Source organism: Dyadobacter sediminis (assembly GCF_005860765.1).
GTDB classification, from domain to species: domain Bacteria; phylum Bacteroidota; class Bacteroidia; order Cytophagales; family Spirosomataceae; genus Dyadobacter; species Dyadobacter sediminis.
Genome location: NZ_VCEI01000011.1, coordinates 1,390,720 through 1,410,121, shown reverse-complemented (window position 1 = coordinate 1,410,121; position 19,402 = coordinate 1,390,720). Strand labels below are relative to the sequence as shown.

The following is a 19,402-nucleotide window of genomic DNA, read 5'->3' as shown; positions in this document are numbered from 1 at the left end:
CTCTTAACCTAATTGGCCGCTGATCCAGTTGAAAACGAGATTGCTTTTCCATTCTGTTTTGTTGCCGAGATACATGCGTCTGGAAGTCTTGTATATTTTATAGCCGTTGGCTTTCAGAAAATCGGATGCTGTACGGCTTTCTGCGGGAACAACGGCCGTATCAAACTGCTGCATGCGCAGTTTGAGCAGTTCCGTTCCGGCCGTCGGGCTTTTCGCAATCACCGGCCCGTCGCCCCAGTCGTGAATGTAAAATCCCTGCACTTCCGAACCGGAAACATACATGCGGGCATTGGTCAGGAAACCGCCAAGTACGCCGCTCCGTTTTTCCCCTGAAACGAACTCGTCTGTTTCAAAAATCTGTTGCCGGTATTTTTCATCAAAGGGCACAATGCATTCGGATATAGGAAAGCCGGGCGCTTCTTTTTCCCTGTGCAGGTGGATGTATTCTGTTTCTACTTCAAAACCGAGCTTTTTGTAGACCGGAAAGCCGAATTCAGTCGCGTCCAGATAAATGGATTTGTAAATATTCCGGTCAATATTCCCGATCAGCGCTGACGTAATCCGGTTTCCCAAACCTTTGTTCCGATGCTCCGGATGAACGACAATGCAGGCCAGCCACACGGTTTCCGCATGCATAATGCTGCTTCCAATCGCCGCCAGTTGCCCGTTTTCCGTAATTTTCAAAGGCTCACAAAACGGGGATTCTATAAAATAGCTGAACCGCGGAATCAGATTGCCCCAATCCGGCGGCTGCAGGGCAGGAAGCTGTTCGAGATCGGCGGAAAGAAATGCAGTAGAAATATCGGTTGACATAAATTCGGTACATTCTGAGATGCTAATTTATCAAGGATTGGTTAACAAAAAGTATGAATACACATCAGAAAATGATTATTTGTGCTATCCGGCATTTCAGACAGAAAGAAAACCAGCCCAAGTTGCTTTTGATAAATGTCATTTATATGAAATATTCGGAAGTTTGATGCCGCGATTGATAATTTTACGTTGAACCAAAATACATTGCCCGTATGAACATTATTTCTGCACACCAGCTCAGGGATTTACAGGAAAATAAAGCTATTGTTATTGTGGATGCAAGAGGCGGCGCCGATGCTTATGACCGTTACAGTGCCGGACATCTGGAAAATGCGTTGTTTGCTGATCTCGAAACGGACCTTTCACAAAAGACAGACAATCCGGCAAATGGCGGAAGACATCCTTTGCCTGAGCCTGCAGCATTCGGGAAATTGCTGGGCAGACTGGGAATTTCACCGGAAAAAACGGTCATTGCATACGATGATAAAAAAGGTGCAAACGCAGCCGCCCGTTTCTGGTGGATGCTGAAAGCCGCCGGACATGAAAAAGCATATGTTGTAAGTGGCGGGCTGGATGCTCTGGTCAGTGCAGGATTTACTGTAACGCAGCAAATTACGGAGACGCAGGCAGCCAATGATTATCCGGTAACAGAATGGATTTGGCCGATTGTCCATGCCGATTTCGTTGCGCAGGCCGCTTCAAACCCTGAATTTCTGGTTATTGATGTACGCGAAAATTATCGTTATCTGGGTGAAAGTGAACCGATCGATCTGGTTGCAGGCCACATTCCGGGGGCAGTCAATATTCCGTTCATGTCCAATCTGGAAGCGGACGGAACGTTCCGTTCAGCAGAAAAACTGGCTGAAAGATACAGCAGTGCAATAGCCGGAAGAAATCCTGAAAATGTAATTGTTCACTGCGGCTCGGGTGTAACGGCATGCCATACTTTGCTGGCGCTTGAAGAAGCAGGATTTTCAGGCGCGGGCCTGTATGTAGGATCGTGGAGCGAATGGTCCAGAAATGACCGGCCGATTGCAACCGCAAATTCCTGATTTCAAAATTTTATAAAAGCCACTGCAGATGAATTGAAAAATCCCGCAGTGGCCTTCGCATTTACTGAATGGAACTCAGGTACCGGTAAAGTGACTGCAGTTCCGGTTTTGTATATTGAGCGGTCATTTTCCAGGGCATATCTTCGTTTTTCAGAATGTGGCCTTCCGGCGTTTTCCCCGTCGTAAGCGTTGTCAGAAAATCCTTTTCCGACCATTTGCCTACATGCCCGGAACTTGTAATATCGGGAACGGGAGGGAATCCCGGCGCCAGCGGCTCGCCGCCTTTCAGGTTGGTACGATGGCAGCCCGTACAGGAAACCGCAAGGTATTTTCCCTGTGCAGCGCCGGTTACGGTATCTGCTTTTGCAATCATTGGTTTGTTATGGTCTATTTTCTCAACAGACAATAATGGCATTTTGTCAAAATGGCTCATAACAATGGCAATGGGTCCGAGATCGTTGGCCGGCAGCGTACGGTCCACGTTTGGAACTTGTTCGCAATAGGCGATCAATGCCGACATATCCTGTTCGGAAAGCAGCGTGGTTTCATGCGAAGGCATAAAAATGAGCGGTTGCCCGTTGTGGTTTACGCCGTGGCGCAAGGCAGCAAGCCAGTCGGCAGTGCTGTAATCCTGCGGCAATCCGCCGCTTCCTTTTGTAAGATTGCTGGCTACAAGTCTTCCTATGGCGCCGTCGTCGTTCATTACTTTTCCTCCAAGATCATTTCCATGACAATCCTGACAGCCTTTGATGGCGACAAGATGCTTGCCGCGCGCCAATGTTGAACTGTCTCTGGAGAAAAGGATTTCTTCTTTTGCAAAGGAATAATTCTTCCCGATCCGTGCTTTAACACGCATTGCAATGACTGTATACCCGATCAGTAACAGCAGAACTACTGTGCCCAGTGCGATACCGGCCCATTTAAAAATTTTTTTCATGGCTTATGTTTAAACTTTTATGTTGCAGCGTCCTGAGTTGCAGGAGTTCGGTAATCCTGTTCAGAACGGCTGTAAAATTACATAAAAAGGTTTCTTCAAAGCCTTGATAATCAACCGTTCAGTAAATACCGTAATCCGAAGCCGGAATGATACGGGTTTCCACAAGCTTTTCAGTTTAAACGGGATAAATGCCCTGTTCCTTCACAGGAGAAGCAGCTGGCTATACGTTTAGTTCTACAACTGTGGAAGTAGAAGTTTTAATTATCTCAAAAATACAGCTGTTTACCCCGTTTTTGAACCGATTTACTCTATATCAGCCTTAAAATGCCCGGACGTTAAAAATTGGTATGATATTTTGTAATTGATACAGAAATAGCACATTAAAGCCATGAAAAAGCACATTGAATGCCATTATAAAGACGGAGCTCTTGTTTTTTGTACCACGGAGAACTATCCGTATCAGACCGCCAGTAAAATTCTTGACGTGTTCAATGTGCTTGGACTTGTATCTGCAGTAAGGGAAAAATCCAATAATCTTTTCAATGTAGTCGGCAAGCTGCATGTCAATTATGATCCGTTTCTTAAGCAGGAAAACAAGTGGAACGAACTGCTTTCGCAGCTGGTCCGAACCAAGAGCATGCTCGAAAATGACCTGACATCCTTAACGGAAGATCCGAAAGATCAGATCAGCTCTTTCTAAGCGTGTTTAGTTCATTGATCAGTTCATCAAGTTCCTTTTCAGATTTATCCAGTGATTTTACTTCACCTTTGTCCACGGCATTTTCAATCGGGTCATTAAAGTTTTTGGCTTCTTCCATACTATCCGGATTTTCTCTGTTTTCATCCGAAAGCTGAGCGGCATTGGCCAGATTTAACCTTTCAAAGTCAATTTGCTGCCTTTTGGAAAGTATTTTTTCCTGTAATTCTTTAATTCGGGCATTGATATCTTGTGGCATGCAGGTCTGTTTTTAGGTAAAAAAAGCAATTTGCAAAAAACTGCTTCATTTTTGGAATACAATTACCAAAATTCCGAAAACAATGGATTACAGGGCTTAAAGCCTGCTTACTCCGTATTGATCGCCCGTTTCAGAAACGATCCTAGAAAACTTGCGGCGAATGTCAGGATAACGGAACCGTAAAGACTAAAATTTTCCACTTCCTGTCTGCCGCCGCTTTCGGGCAGCTGGGTAAATAAAAAGTAGCCTGAAACCAGGAACAGGGATTGCAAGACAGCCAGCAGCCAGCCTTTGCGGGGTTCCACAAATCCAATGCAAATGGCAGAAAAAACAGCCACCATATAAGGCAGGTGAATGCTTTCAGCCTGTTTTATCACTGCAATCAGCAGGGCACTCGTAAAAATAATCAGTATCATATTTACCAGAAACCTGCGGTTCAGAAACGGATCGCTAACGGTGCCGGATGTGAAAATTTGCTTCTTTTTATCGTTAATAATCTGCTGTTCCTGATCAAAGTCACTCTCCGCTTCTGCATGGCGGTTCAGTTTCTGATATGTCAGTCCACGCCAGCGATAGGTTTCCGGGGCGAGGTTTCCGGCATGTAACACGGCTTTGTCAAAGGAAGCCAAGGCGTGATCATATTCACCTTTTTCATAGTACAATTTGCCTGTTTCCAGATGCAGCGTATAAAGCGAATCGTCGTAGCTCATTCCCGTTTGCAGATCCCTGAATGCAGCTTCCGCATTTCCCTGATCTTTGTAACAAAGTGCCCTGTACAAATAAGCCGCACATGAAGCCGGCCTCGACTTTATACGCTGATCAAAATAAGCAAAAGCCGCATGCAGCTTTCCGCTTTCATAAAGTGCAATGCCTTCCTGCAGCGCTGCCTGTTCTTTTTCCGTTTTGGTTCGAAGGTCTGCGTAGTTCTTCAGGTAATAGATATAACCAAAAAATGCCAGTACAATCAGAAATTCCATTCTTTACGCTTCATTGTTTTAGTTTCAACAATGATTTGTACGCATTTATTTAGTTACTGTCCAAAATTATTGTAAACCCTGTCTTCCGGCTGCGGGATTTTATACCAGAATGGCCACGTCCGGGTCCTGAAACGTATTTTCAACAGATTGAGAATAGCCGAGTTCAATTTTTTTTCCTGTATTTTCTGCAAGTTCGAGCAACTGAAAAAGTTTTTCCTCGCCTTCAATGCGAAGTGCCTGAAACAAAATATTTCCGTAATGGAATTCGCGGGAGCCAAGTCCGTTTCTGAGAGCAGCCGACTGGTAGCGGTCAAATAGTTCTTTTCCTGTCATTGGATTGCAGTTTTGATTAAATCGGACATGTAGTAGGGAAAAGATGTACAGATTTAATCAAAAGTTGCATGGGTCAGCGCAAATGTTTAGGCAGCGGAATATTTTCACTCGATTCATCTGCAATTGCCGGCATTCTTGAGTTATTCAAAGGGATTAATCCGGACCAGATCGGCAATATTTGGTCTTCCGGTTCATCTTTTGGCATTCCTGAACGTGTTTTTGCAGAGGCTTCTTCCAGTGAAAATGCCAGAACAGCCGTTTTCCGGATTTCGGATTCTTTTATCGGACGTAAATAATCCCAGCTATCGGGGACAATCTTATTGGTCAGCCATTCAAATGACGCTGTTTTCAGTTCCCGGTCTTCAACCTTTTCAGCATTTGAAATAATTATGACCGAACGGTAATTTACGGAATGGCTGAATGCAGATTTGGCAACAACAAGCGAATCCATGAGCATCACTGTAATGCAAACAGGAACCCCCTTTTCAATTTCACGTATGAAATGGCTGCCTACCGATCCGTGAATATAGATTTTGTCTTCATGCCGTACAAAAGAAGTCGGAATGGAAAATGGCCTGTTTTCGCTGCAAAAGCTGATGGTGCAAAATAATGCTTCATCCAGAATGGGATGGATCGTTTCAGCATCATAACGGGCACGCTTGGCCAGGCGGCTTGGAACAAGATGGGATGGAGCTGGTTGCATGGTAAGTTGTTTTTTAGCAAAACTAGCTTTTAATTGGAACGTCGGAATGATCCAATATCAAAATTTAATGTAGTCCATTCATGGTGAATTTACTTACTGCGTTGTTGTCTGTCGAGAAAGGAGGGAAGTTGCCTGTTTACCTGCAGATAGCCAATCAGATTGCTGTTCTGGTGCGTGCCGGCACTTTGCAGCCGGGTTACAAGCTGCCGAGTACAAGGCAGCTCGCCGTAACCCTGCAGGTACACAGAAGGATCATTGTTCAGGCATTTGAAGAATTGCTGGCGCAGGGCTGGCTGGAAAGTCACGTCGGAAACGGTACTTTTGTTGCCCGGCATTTACCCGAAATACAAATCAGAAAACCAATAGACGAACGACCGGAAACATTAAATGCTCTTAAGAAAGCAGGTTTCAGCTTTGAAACAGCTTCTCATTTAAACAAACCTGTTCTGAAATCAGGAACCCGGCTGCATCTGGACGACGGTTTCCCGGATGCGAGGCTCGCACCGCTTGAAGCACTTTCGCGCGCTTACCGGAGCCAGTTGCTGAACGGAAATTCGTATGTCCGTCTGGGTTACGGCGATACCAAAGGTTCTTACTGGTTAAGGCAGGAATTTTCCGCTTATCTGAACGAGACCCGGGGACTGAAGACCAAACCTGAAAATATTCTCATTACACGCGGTGTGATTATGGGTGTTTTTCTGATCAGTACGGGTTTGCTGCAGCCCGGCGATCATGTTGTTGCCGATGCGGCCGCCTGGCACGGGGCAAACATGAATTTTGTTCAGGCCGGTGCAAAGGTCCTGCATGTGCCGGTTGACGAATCTGGCATGGACGTAAATGCATTGGAAGATTTGTGTAAAAAACAACCGATCCGTCTGGTCTACATTACTTCGCATCATCATTATCCGACAACCGTGGCACTCCGGGCAGACCGGCGGCTTACATTGATGGAGCTTTCGGTAAAATACGGATTCATTATCCTGGAAGACGATTACGACTACGATTTTCATTACCTGAGCAAACCGTTGCTTCCGCTGGCCGGAAGTGATCCTGCCGGAATGGTGCTTTACTGCGGCTCATTTACCAAAACGATTTCACCCGCTTTTCGCGTCGGGTACCTTGTCGGCCCTGAAGATGTAATTGATCACCTGGCCGCATACCGCAGAATTGTTGACAGGCAGGGTGATCAGATGCTCGAAAACGCCATGGCGGAACTACTGCATAACGGCATTATTCAGCGGCATTTAAGAAAATCGGTTAGGGTTTACCGGCAACGGCGTGACCTTTTTTGTGAGTTGATGAAAATTCATTTGCAGGATTATGCGGACTTTCAGGTTCCAGACGGCGGAATGGCAGTCTGGACGAGATTCGATCCGGCTATTGACCTTGTACGGCTGGCAGAAAAGGCGTTGACGCGGGATCTTTACATTGCAAATGGCGCTGCAAATACGCTGCTCGAACAACCGCGAAATGCTGTAAGGCTCGGGTTCGCATCGTCCACGCCGGAAGAACTGGAAGAGAGTGTCGGGATAATCAGGAATTTGTTGTAAGATTTGTGGCTGCAAAATGGTTGATTAATATGGTTTACAAAATTTTACAAAGTTACAAAGTAGCATTCAGTGGGCTGAGCCGGGAAACATGGCTGCTTAGCGCCGTCATTCTTATAAACCGCTGCGGCTACATGGCTGTGCCGTTCATGAGCATGTACCTTACACAAAGTCTGCACCGGAGCATTGCCGATGCCGGTCTTGTCATTACCTTGTTCGGAGTGGGTTCGGTGCTGGGCGCCATGGCTGGCGGGTATGTTACGGACAAATGGGGATTTCGGCCGGTCCAGATTATCAGTCTTCTGGTTAGCGGAATGTTGTTTGTACTTTTCAGTTTTGTTACCGATTTTACGGGCATATGTGTCCTTATTCTCGTATTAAGCTTTTTTGTGGAAGCATTCAAGCCAGCCAACAATACGGCTGTTGCATCTTACTCGCTGCCCGTGAATTTAACTCGTTCTTACGCATTGAACCGCCTGGCCATGAACATCGGTTTTGGTTTCGGAACTTCGGCAGGAGGGATTCTGGCCGCAATTGATTACGGATTGCTGTTCTGGGTCGACGGGCTGGTTTACATACTGGCCGGACTGCTGATTACTTTATTGTTACCGGAAGGAAGAAAGATCAGCAAAAATGCGCATGAGGTCAGTCAGTCTGCCGGTCAGTCGCCTTGGAAAGATGCCTATTTTGTTCGTTTTCTGATGTTGGTTACCATGTACATGATCTGTTTTGTGCTGCTGTTCAGGCTTGTTCCGGTTTACTGGAAAGAAGAAATGCACATTGGAGAATCCACTATCGGCATGCTGCTCGGCATGAACGGAATCATCATTGCACTTTTTGAAATGGTCATTATCCAGAACTTTGCGCATCGCAAACCCGATTCGTTCTTCATCATATCCGGAACCGTTTTCAGTGCGCTTGCTTTTCTGGCGCTCGTCGTTCCGGCCGTGATGCCGCTTGTGCCGGCTGCGGTGGCCGTCCTTTTATTTACGGCCGGAGAAATGCTTGCCTTGCCGTATATCAGCACGTTCGTTATAAGCCGTGCAAGCGAGATGAATCGTGGGAAATACTCCGCAGCGTATTCCGTTTCGCAGGCGGCTGCTTCCATTATCGGGCCGGCTGCGGGCGGTTTCATTGCAGCAAACTGGGGATATGATGTACTCTGGCTGGCGCTTGTGCTGCTAAGTTTTGGCTGTGCGCTGGGTTTTCGTTTTTTGTTTCAAAGCAGTGTGCGGTTAGGTTGATGGGATTTTATTCCTGCTGATCCGTCTTTTTGGAATTTTCAAGCAGTTCTTTGAGTTCCCGGTTTCTTTCGGATTCTCTTTCCAGTGCTTTTCGCTGCAGCTCGATCAGATCGTCCTTTTTTACCAGAACGTAATTTTCTCTGGGTTCTTCAAACATCGGTGTTTCGCCGATCAGGTGGGAAACGGTTGTTTTTAACACTTCCGCCAGTTTTTTGAACTCCGTAAGGGTCGGTTCGTTCCTGCCCGTTTCCCAGTTGGAGATCGTCGCTTTGCCTGCTTTCTCCATAATGGCTGCCAGCTGCTCCTGACTTAAATTACAATTTTCCCTGCATTTTTTGATTCTTTTACCAACTGTACTCATTTTTTTAGTTTAAAGTATAAAATTACTTGACTTTATGTTCATAAAACTATACTTTTGTATATAGTGTTTTTCGTAATACGCAAATTACAAAACTATCATCTTGCAGCAAAAAGCCTGGCGTCTATTGTTGCCGTTCAGAAGTCCTTGTTTAATGCAGCATGAGTTTTGAATAATTTAATTTTTTTATACACACAACTAAATTTCGATGGAAGAACTACAATCAAGAGTCGCAGAGTTCGGAAGACTGACTATTAAACAACGCCTTTTGCAACGGTTTATAAGGGCAAGAAATGTTGTCGGGAAAAACTGGCGTGGCGTACTCGCCGCAAATGACCCGTTCTTTAACACCAAGCGCGGAAGCGATTACCTTACGTCAGTGGCACAGGCGGTTTCGGATCACAGCAGGGGAAATGTAGACCGCATCGAAAGGGTGACCCTTGCGCTGGAAAAAATGGCCGGAATCACTTCGAATCCGGTTGTTTAAGGAAAAGAGAATTTGGAACTGCGCTGATTCTTTCTGGATAGCGCAGTTACTTGTTGTCAGATTATGGTCATGAGGTTGTCATGAAGTAGTTAATTCCGGTTGTTTAAAGGAACGTCATGGAGTTGTCATGGGGTTGTTACTTTTTGGTGTTGAAATTAACGTCATGAAGTTGTCATTTTTTGTCATAATGTTTTTTGGATTTTGCTTTTGCTGCAGTAATTCCAAGTTTGAAATTCCTGATTTACTCAACATGATCATTCTTCTTGTTTCATTGTTTTGAGTGCATTTCTGCGAATGAGTTTAATGGCTTGAAAGCGATAGGAATGCAAAAGTTGCGTTTTTACAATCTGATTTTGATGCCGCCGTTGAAAACAAATCCGTCCAGCGGCGCGTAAATGTCGCGGAAAAAAGGATTGGTGACGGAGCCAGTATAAATCGTGTCAAAACGTGTTTGCCTTGCATCCAGAAAGTTCTCGAAGTTGATATAAACCGAAAAGCGTTCCCACAAACGCTCAGCCATAAATCCCAGAATGACGTATTCCTTGCCGGTTTTGCCGTCGCTGAGTTCCTGCTTGCTGAAATAATAGGCTTCCAGCCCTGCTTTCCATTTTTCTTCCACTTCATAAAAGAGGACGGAATTGATCCGGTGCCGCGAATTCAGGTAATTTTCCCGGTGCAGTCCGCTTTCGCTGATTCTGGAATTTGTAAAAGTATAGCCCAGAAAAAGTTTAAAATCTGCATAGCCGAGCTTGATGTTTGTTTCGGTTCCGCGCGTATCGATATGGCCGTCAATATTTCTGAACTGATATAAACCGGAGCCTGTATTTTTCAGGATCAGCGGTTTGGTCAGATACGTATAAAAAAACAGATGATTGATGCTAACAGAAAGACGCTCGTCAAAAATGGAAGTCTGATAATTAACGTCCCAGTTGCCGCCATAACTGTGTTCCAGGCTATTTGTGTTTTTATTGACCGGCAAAACGCCCTGATATTGAATGCGTTCACTTTCTTCCGTGAAAATAGTCGGTGCTTTGTAGCCAATCCCGCCGCCCAAACGCGAAGTGAATGCCGGACCGAATTTGAAAAGTGCGGAAACCCTCGGCAGAAATGCAAATCCGTAATCCATGATATAATCAGCGCGGACGCCGCTTTCAATATGCAGCCATTTTGCTGCTTTCAGCGTATTTTGTACAAATGCGCCAAACGTATTCAGTGAGTAATCCCGGTTTGAAGTTCCCGGAAAGGCTTTTTCCCGGAACTGGTCCGTCCAGAGATTGGCGCCGGCAATCCATTCCATTTTGTCGCCGTGATTGGCATAGGAAGCTTCTGTAAATGAGGCATATTGCGTGCCGTTGAACTGGTAACCAGGCGTTGTCAGCTTTCGGTTGAAGTAACTCAGACTGTTTTTTACAATAAAATGCTCGTGCTTTCCAAAGATATGGTCCAGCACAAACTGCGTACTTATTCTGCCGGTTTTGTTCTTTTCAAAATAGGTATGGCCGTTTTCCTGTTGACCTTTGATAAAATGGATGTCTCCGCCGGTACGGTCTTCAAGCGTCGTATTGACGCCTAAACTGACGGTTGTATTTTCGGTCGGGTAAAAAAACAGCTTCGGATTGAACGTAAAACGCTGGAATTTCGGAATGGCCGTAAGGTCAATGCCGGCGGGATCGTACGGTGCGTTGCGGTTATGTGAAGCAAAAAGCGTCAGTCCTGTTTTACCGAATTTCTTGGAGTAAAAGCCGTTGGCATCAAACCCGCCCGCACTCGTGCCGTTCAGATGAAAACGCAGTTCCCGTTCTTTTCCGGGCGTTTTTGAAATCAGATTGACAAGTCCGGCAATGGCGCCACCGCCGTAAAGCGTTGAAGCGGAGCCTTTGATAACTTCAACCTGTTTCAGGTCAAGCGGCGGAATCTGAAGCAATCCCAATCCGCTGGAAGCTCCGGAATAAAGCGGAAATCCGTCTTTAAGAATCTGCGTATACCGTCCGTCCAGACCCTGAATCCGGATGCTTGCATTCGCGCTGGTCGCCGAAGTCGTCTGCACTTGTATGCCGGTACTTTCACTCAGGACCATGCGGATATCGCCGGGCTTCATGTTCGCTTTTTCGTCCAGTTCTTCTCCGGCAATGAATTCCACACGCGTGGGAATATCCTGAATGGTTCTGGAACTTCGTGTGGAGGAAATCACGACTTCTCCCATTTCCTCGGCATCGCTTTCAAGCCGTATAGTGAGCGTATCGGCCATTGGAAAACGGATTTCATCCGTCCGTTTACGGTAACCGATAAACGAGCTTTCTATGATTACCGCTTCATTCTGAATTCCTGAGATGGCAGCAAATCCGTTTTCGTCCGTAACAGAACCCGATGTGCTTTCCTTGATTTTTATCGTAGCGCCGGGAAGCGGCATATCAGTTTGCTTGTCCTTGATGACAACGGATAACGTATTTTGTGCCTGCGAAAAACATGCGTATAGCATGGCCAGCACAAGCAATATGGATTTTTGCATTGTGGAAATTAAATCTTGTGAAAACTTTTAAATGTTCAGACGGTGAGATTTAAGTCTGTTTGCGGCGGCTGCCAGATTGCAGAAGGTATAAGGCCGGAGTAAAAGTCCTGATAAAAAGCTTTGCCCATAGCAGGCAAAGCAACCGTTTTTACCAGAAAGGAATGGGCAGTAAAAATACTCAGAAACTGTCCGCAGCAGGTGCAGCTGCAAAATGGCGGACAATTTTCAGAATGATTGTCATGATCGGCATGCGTGTTTGAACTGAAAGCAACAGCCTGTTTTTCATCCTTGCATTCCGCCGGATCGCCGCATGGAAGCAGCGAAAGCAAAAGCATGTAAACAGACAATATGACAATCAGATTTTTCAAGCGATATTGAGCCGTATGTTTGTTAAATTTTTTTTCCCTGGATCCTGAAAGCGTTCAGAATCGCGAACAAAGCTACGCCAACATCTGCAAAAACCGCTTCCCAAAGCGTGGCAATTCCGCCTGCGCCAAGCAGCATCACAACGATTTTGATTCCCATTGCCAGACCAATATTCTGATAAACAACCTGTTTTGTAACTTTCCCCGCTCTGATCGCAGACAAAATTTTGGAAGGCTGATCATTTTGAATCACAATATCCGCGGTTTCAATGGTGGCATCGGAGCCCAGCGCGCCCATGGCAATGCCCACATCCGCGAGCGCTATTACCGGCGCATCGTTTACGCCGTCGCCGGCAAATGCTATTCGTCTTCCTTCGTCTTTCAGTTTCTGGACAACCGTTACCTTGTCTTCGGGAAGCAGGTTGCCGTAAACTTTATTTATATGCAACTGCTCGCCGACATGCGAAACAACGGCCTGCTTGTCACCGGAAAGCATGATGGTTTCAATGCCCAGTTTTTTAAGGCTCGCAACTGTTTCAGCCGCATCGTCTTTAATTTCATCCGCAATGGTCAGATAACCTGCATAGGAATGACCGACGGCAACGGCTACGATGGTTTCGGCAACTTCATTAAGTTCTTCGGGATAGGGGATGGAGAATTTGTCAAGCAGTTTCAGATTTCCTGCGAGTACGGTTTTGCCATTGACTATTCCTTTCAGTCCGTGCCCGGAAATTTCTTCCACATCTTCAGGTTTCTGCAGATTCAGAGAGCCGGCGTGCTGTACAACGGCTTTCGCAACGGGGTGTGTGGAGTAACTTTCCAGCGATGCCGCCGCAGTGAGAAAATCTTTTTCATCCAGGGCAGTCTGTACCTTTTGAACCTTGAAAACACCTTTGGTCAGCGTACCGGTTTTATCCGAAACCAGCGTATCGATTCGGGTGATTACATCAAGGAAATTAGCGCCTTTGATCAGGATCCCGTTCCGGGAAGCCAGGCCGATTCCGCCAAAATAGCCCAGCGGAATGGAAACCGTCAGTGCACACGGACAGGCAATGACCAGAAACACCATACCTCGGTAAAGCCATTGATTAAAGTTATAATCAGCAACAAAAAAGTACGGCAGAAGGATAATCAGAACGGCCAGCAGAAAAACAACCGGCGTATAAATTTTGGCAAGCCTGCTGATCAGCAGCTGCGTAGGAGCCTTGCGGGCCGTTGCATCCTGAACCATTTCCAGAATGCGCGACAGCTTGGAATCCTTGAACAACGTTTTTACCTCAATCTGAACCGTTTTGGACATATTGATCATGCCGGCAAGAACCTGCTCGTTCTGTTCCTTGTCATCGGGCCTGGATTCGCCAGTGAGTGCGGCGGTATTGAATGTGCCCGCTGCGGATTTCAGAATGCCGTCAAGCGCTACTTTTTCTCCGGCTTTCACCACAATCGTTTCCCCGATCTGAACCGAACCCGGCGCTACCGGTTGATCTTTACCGTCCCGGATTACCGTTACGGCTTCGGGGCGAATGTCGAGCAAAGCTTTTATGGAACGTTTGGAACGGCTTACGGCCAAATCCTGAAAAAGCTCTCCGATTTCATAAAAGATCATCACCGCCACGCCTTCACTAAATTCCCCGATGTAAAAAGCGCCCAGCGTTGCAATAGTCATCAAAGTAAATTCATTAAAAAAATCGCCGCGTGCTGCTTTTCTGAATGCGATGGCAATGGTTTTGTTGCCGGCAAGCACATAGGCAGCAAGCATCATGCTCACTTCCGCCATGCGGTTGATGGCTATTCCGAACAAAAAAGTGGTGATGAGGTAAACGGCAAGGATCAACAGGCTCAGCCAGAGCATCCAGCGGCTTTTCAGTATACCGGAATCTCCGCCGCCGCCATGGCTGTGATCGCCATGATCGTGGTCATGATCATCATGCTTGTGTTCCTGCCCGTTACCGGCGGGTACATCCGATGAACAGCATTCGTCTTCATGATGGTGTTTTACAGGCTTGTTACGGTGAGTTATCATCTTTTAATCACATTGCTGCAACCGGTATGTTGTAAATATAAATATGGACTGCCGTTGCCGGAACCTGAACAAAGATAGCTGCTAAACGTGTGCAACAGGGTTACAAGTACTGAATATCAGTATTTTGCAATGTTGTTGCATGCGTTTCGAAGGTAGGAGCCAGCCGTTTAGCTTTTTTCGTCGGTACCGGTATTGTGCAAGGAATGCCATTATGATTGTTTGCAAAATGGTAAATCCGGCTTGTTTTTGCCTTTTGGTTTTAAATAATCATTATGTAGATGAAAAAGCAGTTTTTGACAGCAGGCCTGCTTTTGTGCTGCCTGTCTGTAAATGCACAAAAGCCATTCGCAAACGGACGCCTGAAAGTTGCGGAAAATCAGCGTTACCTTGTACATCAGGACGGAAAACCATTTTTCTGGCTGGGCGATACAGCCTGGGAGCTTTTTCACCGGCTGAATAAAGAGGAAGCAGACGCATACCTGAAACAACGTTCTGAACAGGGGTTCACGGTAGTGCAGGCCGTTGCACTTGCCGAACTCGACGGATTGAACACGCCGAATGCACTTGGCGACCGGCCTTTGACAGACAATGACCCTGCAAAACCGAACGAAGCCTATTTCAGGCATGTGGATTACATTATAGATAAAGCGGCTGAGTATGGAATTGTTATCGCGCTGCTGCCAACATGGGGCGACAAGCTGAATAAAGATACGTGGGGAAAAGGCCCGGAAATTTTTAATGTAAGCAATGCCGCCGCTTACGGAGCGTGGATCGGAAAGCGGTATCAGAACCGTGAAAATGTAGTCTGGGTGCTGGGCGGCGACCGTACGCCGCGCAAGGATTCGGACGATGTAAAAGTGTGGAGGCAAATGGCGGAAGGAATTGCCAGAGGAGCCGGCGGCAACAGCCATGCACTGATGAGTTTCCATCCCCAGCCGAATGGCGTTCAAATGGGAGGTTCTTCCAACTGGTTTCATCAGGATGAATGGCTGGACTTCAATATGCTGCAGGATGGCCATTGCCGTGACGAAATTACATATGACAAAGTTTCTTTTGTTTACAACCGCAAACCCGCAAAGCCTGTAATTGATTCAGAACCAATCTATGAAGACCATCCGGTATGCTTCAATGCCGCGGATCTGGGCATTTCCAATGCTTATGATGTGAGAAAATTTGCCTATCTTGATCTTTTTGCAGGCGCTTTCGGGCATACATACGGCTGCCATGCGGTATGGCAGATGTTTGATACAGGCAAGGAACCGGTGAACGGGCCGCACTTTACCTGGAAAGAGGCGCTGGATCTGCCGGGTGCAAAACAGATGACTTTTGTAAGAAAGCTGATGGAATCAAGGCCGTTGCTCGACCGGATTCCCGATCAATCCCTTGTTGAGGAAAGTAACCTGGCATCGGCAGAGCGGATACAAGCCACCCATGGCAAGGATTATGCGTTTATTTATACCGCTGCGGGTAAGCCGTTCCATGTGAATACAGGAAAAATCACAGGAAAAGAGCTGAATGCATACTGGTTTGATCCGAGAACCGGAAAAAGCAGTCTGATCGGTAAATTTCCAAATACAGGTCGTCACCTTTTCAAGCCGCCGACTTCCGGATATGGAAAAGACTGGATACTGGTGCTCGACGATGCATCCAAAGGCTATCATTTCGAAAATGACCGGGAATAAAGTTCCGAAAAGGCGATGGTATAGAATAATTACTACTTTTCAATTTATAAATTATATATGTTATCTAAACAAATTCTATATTGCGTATATACAGCTGCGTTTTTCGTTATGATTCCGGATAAAAAATATTTCTGACCGGATGCACAATCCTGAAACAAGTCATACTGCGCCATAAAATCAGTCGAACTCGTTTAATTGTGTAAACCAATCTACAAACCAGTACCTGTTCAGCAAGCAGGCTGTGGATTTAGTGTGATTTTTGCTGCGCCGGAGGATAAATTAAGCATTTAATAATCTGGCATAATTGTTTTTTACAAATTCTGTCTGAATTTAAAATTCAGTATAAAGCTGTTTCACTTTCACGAAATATATACATATGGGTTTTTCAAACATCGCAACCAGTGATCATTTATCTTTAGACGACCAGACCAGTCTGGAGTCGTTACCAAAAAACCTGTTGTGCTTTTCGCATCTGCGGTGGGATTTCGTATACCAACGTCCACAACATTTATTGACCCGGTTTTCAGACATTTCAGCGGTCTATTTTCTGGAAGAGCCGATTTTCGGATCTACGGATATTCCGTATCTAACCTTTTCCCAGCGTCTTCCCGACCTTTGGGTGTGTGTGCCGCATCTTTCCCACGGACTGAGCAAAGAAGAAATAAACCTGCAGTTGAAAGAATTGCTTAAAGTTTTCTTTATCAACAAAAATGCGGAAGAATTCATTTTCTGGTATTATACGCCGATGGCTCTTCAGTTCTCCAGTCATATTACACCTGGCCTGATGGTTTATGATTGTATGGACGAGTTATCCGCTTTCAAATTTGCACCGGAAGAACTTAAAACCCTGGAAAAAGATCTTATCAACAATGCCGATATCGTTTTTACAGGCGGCCATTCCTTGTATGAGCATAAAAAACATCTACATTCCAATATTCACCCGTTTCCAAGCAGTATAGATAAAAAGCATTTCGGCAAAGCGCGCAAGCAGAAGTCGGAGCCAGCTGACCAGGCATGCATTGCAGGTCCGAAAATCGGTTTTTACGGCGTTATTGATGAACGTTTTGATATTAACCTGATCCGGGCCGTTGCCGATGCAAGACCTGACTGGAACATCATCCTGATCGGACCGGTTGTGAAAATTGATCCGGGTGCACTGCCCAGAAATCCGAATATTCATTATCTGGGTTCAAAATCGTATGACGAGCTTCCGCAGTACTTGTCCGGATGGGACGTTGCGATGGTTCCCTTCATGCTGAATGAATCGACCCGCTTTATCAGCCCGACCAAAACACCGGAATACCTGTGTGCCGGAAAGCCTGTTGTTTCCACAGCCATCCGTGATGTGATCAATCCTTACGAGAAAAACAAACTGGTTACCATTGCGCATAATGAAGAGGAATTTATTGCTGCAATCGAAAACTGGCTTGCTCTGGAAGATAAAGTAAACTGGTTAACGGAAGTAGACCGCTTTCTGCTGACAAATTCATGGGATCTGACTTGCGCGGATATGGTGGATTATATGACTACCACATTTAAAAACAAGAAAGTAGTGACCATGCCAAGAAGCAGTGTTTCAAAAGTACAGGGTAACATGCAGAACTTACTTAAAAATTCATAAATCAGCCAAGATATTCCTGGTATAAAAAACCCTTATGACAATTATAGAAAATCCATTTAAATCATTCTGGATGGGCGGATTTGAGTGTACTGATCAGCTCAATTTTTATGGCAACAGAGTGGATTTATTAAATGAAACAGTGCATTTCAAGTTGATCCATGAGGATTATGAATTATTGAAAACACTGAACATCAATACTGTTCGTGAGGGAATAAGATGGAGCAAGGTAGAATACGAACCCTATCAGTATGATTTTTCTGACGTAAAGAAAATGATTCTGGCCGGAAAAGCATGCGGAATACAGCAAGTCTGGGACATATGCCATTTCGGTTATCCGGACGACCTGAGTCCGCTGCATCCGCATTTCACACGCCGATTTGTAGCACTTTGTGAAGCATTTGCTGCTTTTTACAACGATATTGCCCCGGAACAGACACTGATTGTTACGCCGATCAATGAAGTCAGCTTTATATCCTGGCTTGGCGGCGACGCTGCCGCTACTGCTCCGTATTGCAGGCACAACGGCTGGGAAGTCAAGTATGGCCTGATGCGTGCATACATTGCCGGGGTAAAAGCATTGAAAGCTTTTGATCCGAGTATACGGATTATGACTACAGAGCCTTTAATCAATGTTGTTCCGCCATTGAACGCAACACGGGAACAAATAGATAAAGCACGGTGGGAGCACGAACTGCAGTATCAGTCTGTGGACATGCTGTGCGGCAGAATTTGTCCCGAGCTGGGCGGAAGTCCGGATTGCTTGGATATGCTGGGCTTCAACTTTTATTATGATAATCAGTGGGTTGCCGGTTCGCATCAGGTTTTAGGCTGGAATGATAAACATCTGGATGCGCGTATGAGATCTTTGTCGGAGCTGATGAAAGAGGCGCATGTACGGTATGACGTTCCGGTAGTACTGACTGAAACCAGTCATCCGCTGGAAGACAGACCGCTGTGGATCAAAATGGTTGCGGATGAAACCAGCAAGCTGATTCAGGATGGTGTTCCGCTCTGGGGCGTATGCTATTACCCGATTATTGACCGTCCGGACTGGGATCATCTTCATCACTGGCATCATTCAGGAATATGGGATACGGATCCGTCGGGTGATATTTCCGTACGTATCCTGCACGAGCCTTCTGCAAATGCTTTGCGGAAAGGACAAATCCAGATAGAAAAAATGGTTGAAAATGCAGGCAGCAACAAATTCGTTTATATAAGGAAAAATCCGGAAGTTGTTACCGCAGAACAGGAAGCCAGTCTGGTATAAACACAAAGTATAAAGCAGAAAATGCGATAGGTACAGGCCGGCTAGATCCGGAATGTATCCATCGCATTTTCTGCTTTTTGAACTGTATTCTTTCAGGATGATAGTTCGTTGGACGAAGGCTTTATAAAAAGTGCAAGCCATGCCCTGCGTGCGAGACGATAGAAATAAGGCGTGAGAATAATCAGGATCGGTATGATGCTGATCAGAAAATAATCGATGTACTTTTCAAAAAAATTGACAAAGATCAGAAAGTAAATGACCATAAAAGCTACATAAAACGAGTAGCTCATATATAATGCACCCTGATAAAATCCCGGTTCAGGAACAAGGTTTTCATTGCAATGCGGACAGCGCTTGTGCATTTTATCAAAGTTTTTCAGATTATAGGCATTTTTGGTAACAAAGAAATCGCCAATCCCGCATCTTGGGCATTTGTTGAAAAACACACTGTACAATTTGCTATGCCTGGACATATCGCTGATAATTAATGACTGATGGTGAAAACCTCTGAAAAGCAACGGATCA

19 protein-coding genes are annotated in these 19,402 nt (G+C 45.6%); 8 read left to right on the top strand and 11 right to left on the bottom strand.

Translation table 11 applies throughout. The annotated features are described in order from the left end of the window. Positions 1-3: 3 nt before the first annotated feature. A complete protein-coding gene (locus FEM55_RS06475) occupies positions 4-813 on the bottom strand; it encodes a GNAT family N-acetyltransferase (RefSeq protein WP_138280457.1) in 810 nt (269 codons plus the stop codon). 212 nt (positions 814-1,025) lie between these two features. Here FEM55_RS06475 and FEM55_RS06470 point away from each other — a divergent pair, with 212 nt between their 5' ends. Then, positions 1,026-1,865, top strand: a complete 840-nt coding sequence (locus FEM55_RS06470; protein WP_138280456.1) for a sulfurtransferase — start codon at positions 1,026-1,028, stop codon at positions 1,863-1,865. Positions 1,866-1,926: 61 nt separating this feature from the next. On the opposite strand, the gene FEM55_RS06465 is transcribed toward FEM55_RS06470, so the two are convergent. Then, positions 1,927-2,802 carry a c-type cytochrome gene (locus FEM55_RS06465; RefSeq protein ID WP_138280455.1) on the bottom strand — a complete coding sequence of 292 codons (876 nt, stop codon included), beginning with the start codon at positions 2,800-2,802 and terminating at the stop codon, positions 1,927-1,929. 388 nt (positions 2,803-3,190) lie between these two features. Here FEM55_RS06465 and FEM55_RS06460 point away from each other — a divergent pair, with 388 nt between their 5' ends. Further along, positions 3,191-3,502, top strand: coding sequence for a hypothetical protein (locus FEM55_RS06460; protein ID WP_138280454.1), 312 nt, complete (start codon positions 3,191-3,193; stop codon positions 3,500-3,502). Here the strand turns inward: FEM55_RS06460 and FEM55_RS06455 are convergent. From FEM55_RS06455 to FEM55_RS06440, 4 genes are all read right to left on the bottom strand, one after another. Beyond that, positions 3,489-3,758 (bottom strand): hypothetical protein, encoded by a 270-nt coding sequence (locus tag FEM55_RS06455; RefSeq protein ID WP_138280453.1) that lies wholly within the window; start codon positions 3,756-3,758, stop codon positions 3,489-3,491. The two genes, FEM55_RS06460 and FEM55_RS06455, sit on opposite strands and share 14 nt — an antisense overlap. A 107-nt stretch (positions 3,759-3,865) precedes the next feature. After that, complete coding sequence (locus FEM55_RS06450; RefSeq protein WP_138280452.1) at positions 3,866-4,735, bottom strand: tetratricopeptide repeat protein; 870 nt, start codon at positions 4,733-4,735, stop codon at positions 3,866-3,868. Between the two features lie 99 nt (positions 4,736-4,834). Further along, entirely contained in the window at positions 4,835-5,068 is a 234-nt protein-coding gene (locus FEM55_RS06445) for a hypothetical protein (protein ID WP_138280451.1), read from the bottom strand. 73 nt (positions 5,069-5,141) lie between these two features. Continuing rightward, positions 5,142-5,771, bottom strand: coding sequence for a pyridoxamine 5'-phosphate oxidase family protein (locus tag FEM55_RS06440; protein WP_138280450.1), 630 nt, complete (start codon positions 5,769-5,771; stop codon positions 5,142-5,144). Positions 5,772-5,851: 80 nt separating this feature from the next. Here FEM55_RS06440 and FEM55_RS06435 point away from each other — a divergent pair, with 80 nt between their 5' ends. Together FEM55_RS06435 and FEM55_RS06430 are read left to right on the top strand one after the other, a co-directional pair. Beyond that, positions 5,852-7,321 (top strand): aminotransferase-like domain-containing protein, encoded by a 1,470-nt coding sequence (locus FEM55_RS06435; protein ID WP_138280449.1) that lies wholly within the window; start codon positions 5,852-5,854, stop codon positions 7,319-7,321. A 29-nt stretch (positions 7,322-7,350) separates the two neighbouring features. Then, positions 7,351-8,562, top strand: coding sequence for an MFS transporter (locus tag FEM55_RS06430; protein WP_138280448.1), 1,212 nt, complete (start codon positions 7,351-7,353; stop codon positions 8,560-8,562). 7 nt (positions 8,563-8,569) lie between these two features. On the opposite strand, the gene FEM55_RS06425 is transcribed toward FEM55_RS06430, so the two are convergent. After that, positions 8,570-8,923, bottom strand: a complete 354-nt coding sequence (locus FEM55_RS06425; RefSeq protein ID WP_138280447.1) for a helix-turn-helix domain-containing protein — start codon at positions 8,921-8,923, stop codon at positions 8,570-8,572. Between the two features lie 205 nt (positions 8,924-9,128). Between FEM55_RS06425 and FEM55_RS06420 the strand changes: the two genes are divergently transcribed. After that, a complete protein-coding gene (locus FEM55_RS06420; protein ID WP_138280446.1) occupies positions 9,129-9,407 on the top strand; it encodes a hypothetical protein in 279 nt (92 codons plus the stop codon). 340 nt (positions 9,408-9,747) lie between these two features. On the opposite strand, the gene FEM55_RS06415 is transcribed toward FEM55_RS06420, so the two are convergent. Genes FEM55_RS06415 through FEM55_RS06405 form a run of 3 tightly spaced genes read right to left on the bottom strand, consistent with a single transcriptional unit; the run spans position 9,748 to position 14,304 of the window. Continuing rightward, positions 9,748-11,916 (bottom strand): TonB-dependent receptor, encoded by a 2,169-nt coding sequence (locus FEM55_RS06415; RefSeq protein WP_138280445.1) that lies wholly within the window; start codon positions 11,914-11,916, stop codon positions 9,748-9,750. 35 nt (positions 11,917-11,951) lie between these two features. Beyond that, complete coding sequence (locus tag FEM55_RS06410) at positions 11,952-12,284, bottom strand: DUF6660 family protein (protein ID WP_138280444.1); 333 nt, start codon at positions 12,282-12,284, stop codon at positions 11,952-11,954. Positions 12,285-12,306: 22 nt separating this feature from the next. Then, entirely contained in the window at positions 12,307-14,304 is a 1,998-nt protein-coding gene (locus FEM55_RS06405) for a heavy metal translocating P-type ATPase (RefSeq protein ID WP_138280443.1), read from the bottom strand. Positions 14,305-14,582: 278 nt separating this feature from the next. On the opposite strand from FEM55_RS06405, the gene FEM55_RS06400 reads away from it, so the two are divergent. From FEM55_RS06400 to FEM55_RS06390, 3 genes are all read left to right on the top strand, one after another. Beyond that, entirely contained in the window at positions 14,583-15,986 is a 1,404-nt protein-coding gene (locus tag FEM55_RS06400) for a glycoside hydrolase family 140 protein (RefSeq protein ID WP_138280442.1), read from the top strand. Positions 15,987-16,362: 376 nt separating this feature from the next. After that, on the top strand, positions 16,363-17,607 hold the full coding sequence (locus tag FEM55_RS06395) for a glycosyltransferase family 1 protein (RefSeq protein ID WP_138280441.1): 1,245 nt from the start codon (positions 16,363-16,365) through the stop codon (positions 17,605-17,607). A 34-nt stretch (positions 17,608-17,641) separates the two neighbouring features. Continuing rightward, positions 17,642-18,877 carry an amine oxidase gene (locus FEM55_RS06390; RefSeq protein WP_212748297.1) on the top strand — a complete coding sequence of 412 codons (1,236 nt, stop codon included), beginning with the start codon at positions 17,642-17,644 and terminating at the stop codon, positions 18,875-18,877. A gap of 92 nt (positions 18,878-18,969) precedes the next feature. Here FEM55_RS06390 and FEM55_RS06385 read toward each other — a convergent pair whose 3' ends face one another. Beyond that, a complete protein-coding gene (locus tag FEM55_RS06385) occupies positions 18,970-19,350 on the bottom strand; it encodes a DUF983 domain-containing protein (RefSeq protein ID WP_138280440.1) in 381 nt (126 codons plus the stop codon). Positions 19,351-19,402 lie beyond the last annotated feature (52 nt).

Excerpts from the sequence above, each read along its gene's own strand:
- FEM55_RS06475 (WP_138280457.1), bottom strand. The coding sequence starts at position 813 with ATGTCAACCGATATTTCTACTGCATTTCTTTCCGCCGATCTCGAACAG.
- FEM55_RS06470 (WP_138280456.1), top strand. The coding sequence starts at position 1,026 with ATGAACATTATTTCTGCACACCAGCTCAGGGATTTACAGGAAAATAAA.
- FEM55_RS06465 (WP_138280455.1), bottom strand. The coding sequence starts at position 2,802 with ATGAAAAAAATTTTTAAATGGGCCGGTATCGCACTGGGCACAGTAGTT.
- FEM55_RS06460 (WP_138280454.1), top strand. The coding sequence starts at position 3,191 with ATGAAAAAGCACATTGAATGCCATTATAAAGACGGAGCTCTTGTTTTT.
- FEM55_RS06455 (WP_138280453.1), bottom strand. The coding sequence starts at position 3,758 with ATGCCACAAGATATCAATGCCCGAATTAAAGAATTACAGGAAAAAATA.
- FEM55_RS06450 (WP_138280452.1), bottom strand. The coding sequence starts at position 4,735 with ATGGAATTTCTGATTGTACTGGCATTTTTTGGTTATATCTATTACCTG.
- FEM55_RS06445 (WP_138280451.1), bottom strand. The coding sequence starts at position 5,068 with ATGACAGGAAAAGAACTATTTGACCGCTACCAGTCGGCTGCTCTCAGA.
- FEM55_RS06440 (WP_138280450.1), bottom strand. The coding sequence starts at position 5,771 with ATGCAACCAGCTCCATCCCATCTTGTTCCAAGCCGCCTGGCCAAGCGT.
- FEM55_RS06435 (WP_138280449.1), top strand. The coding sequence starts at position 5,852 with ATGGTGAATTTACTTACTGCGTTGTTGTCTGTCGAGAAAGGAGGGAAG.
- FEM55_RS06430 (WP_138280448.1), top strand. The coding sequence starts at position 7,351 with ATGGTTTACAAAATTTTACAAAGTTACAAAGTAGCATTCAGTGGGCTG.
- FEM55_RS06425 (WP_138280447.1), bottom strand. The coding sequence starts at position 8,923 with ATGAGTACAGTTGGTAAAAGAATCAAAAAATGCAGGGAAAATTGTAAT.
- FEM55_RS06420 (WP_138280446.1), top strand. The coding sequence starts at position 9,129 with ATGGAAGAACTACAATCAAGAGTCGCAGAGTTCGGAAGACTGACTATT.
- FEM55_RS06415 (WP_138280445.1), bottom strand. The coding sequence starts at position 11,916 with ATGCAAAAATCCATATTGCTTGTGCTGGCCATGCTATACGCATGTTTT.
- FEM55_RS06405 (WP_138280443.1), bottom strand. The coding sequence starts at position 14,304 with ATGATAACTCACCGTAACAAGCCTGTAAAACACCATCATGAAGACGAA.
- FEM55_RS06400 (WP_138280442.1), top strand. The coding sequence starts at position 14,583 with ATGAAAAAGCAGTTTTTGACAGCAGGCCTGCTTTTGTGCTGCCTGTCT.
- FEM55_RS06395 (WP_138280441.1), top strand. The coding sequence starts at position 16,363 with ATGGGTTTTTCAAACATCGCAACCAGTGATCATTTATCTTTAGACGAC.
- FEM55_RS06390 (WP_212748297.1), top strand. The coding sequence starts at position 17,642 with ATGACAATTATAGAAAATCCATTTAAATCATTCTGGATGGGCGGATTT.
- FEM55_RS06385 (WP_138280440.1), bottom strand. The coding sequence starts at position 19,350 with ATGTCCAGGCATAGCAAATTGTACAGTGTGTTTTTCAACAAATGCCCA.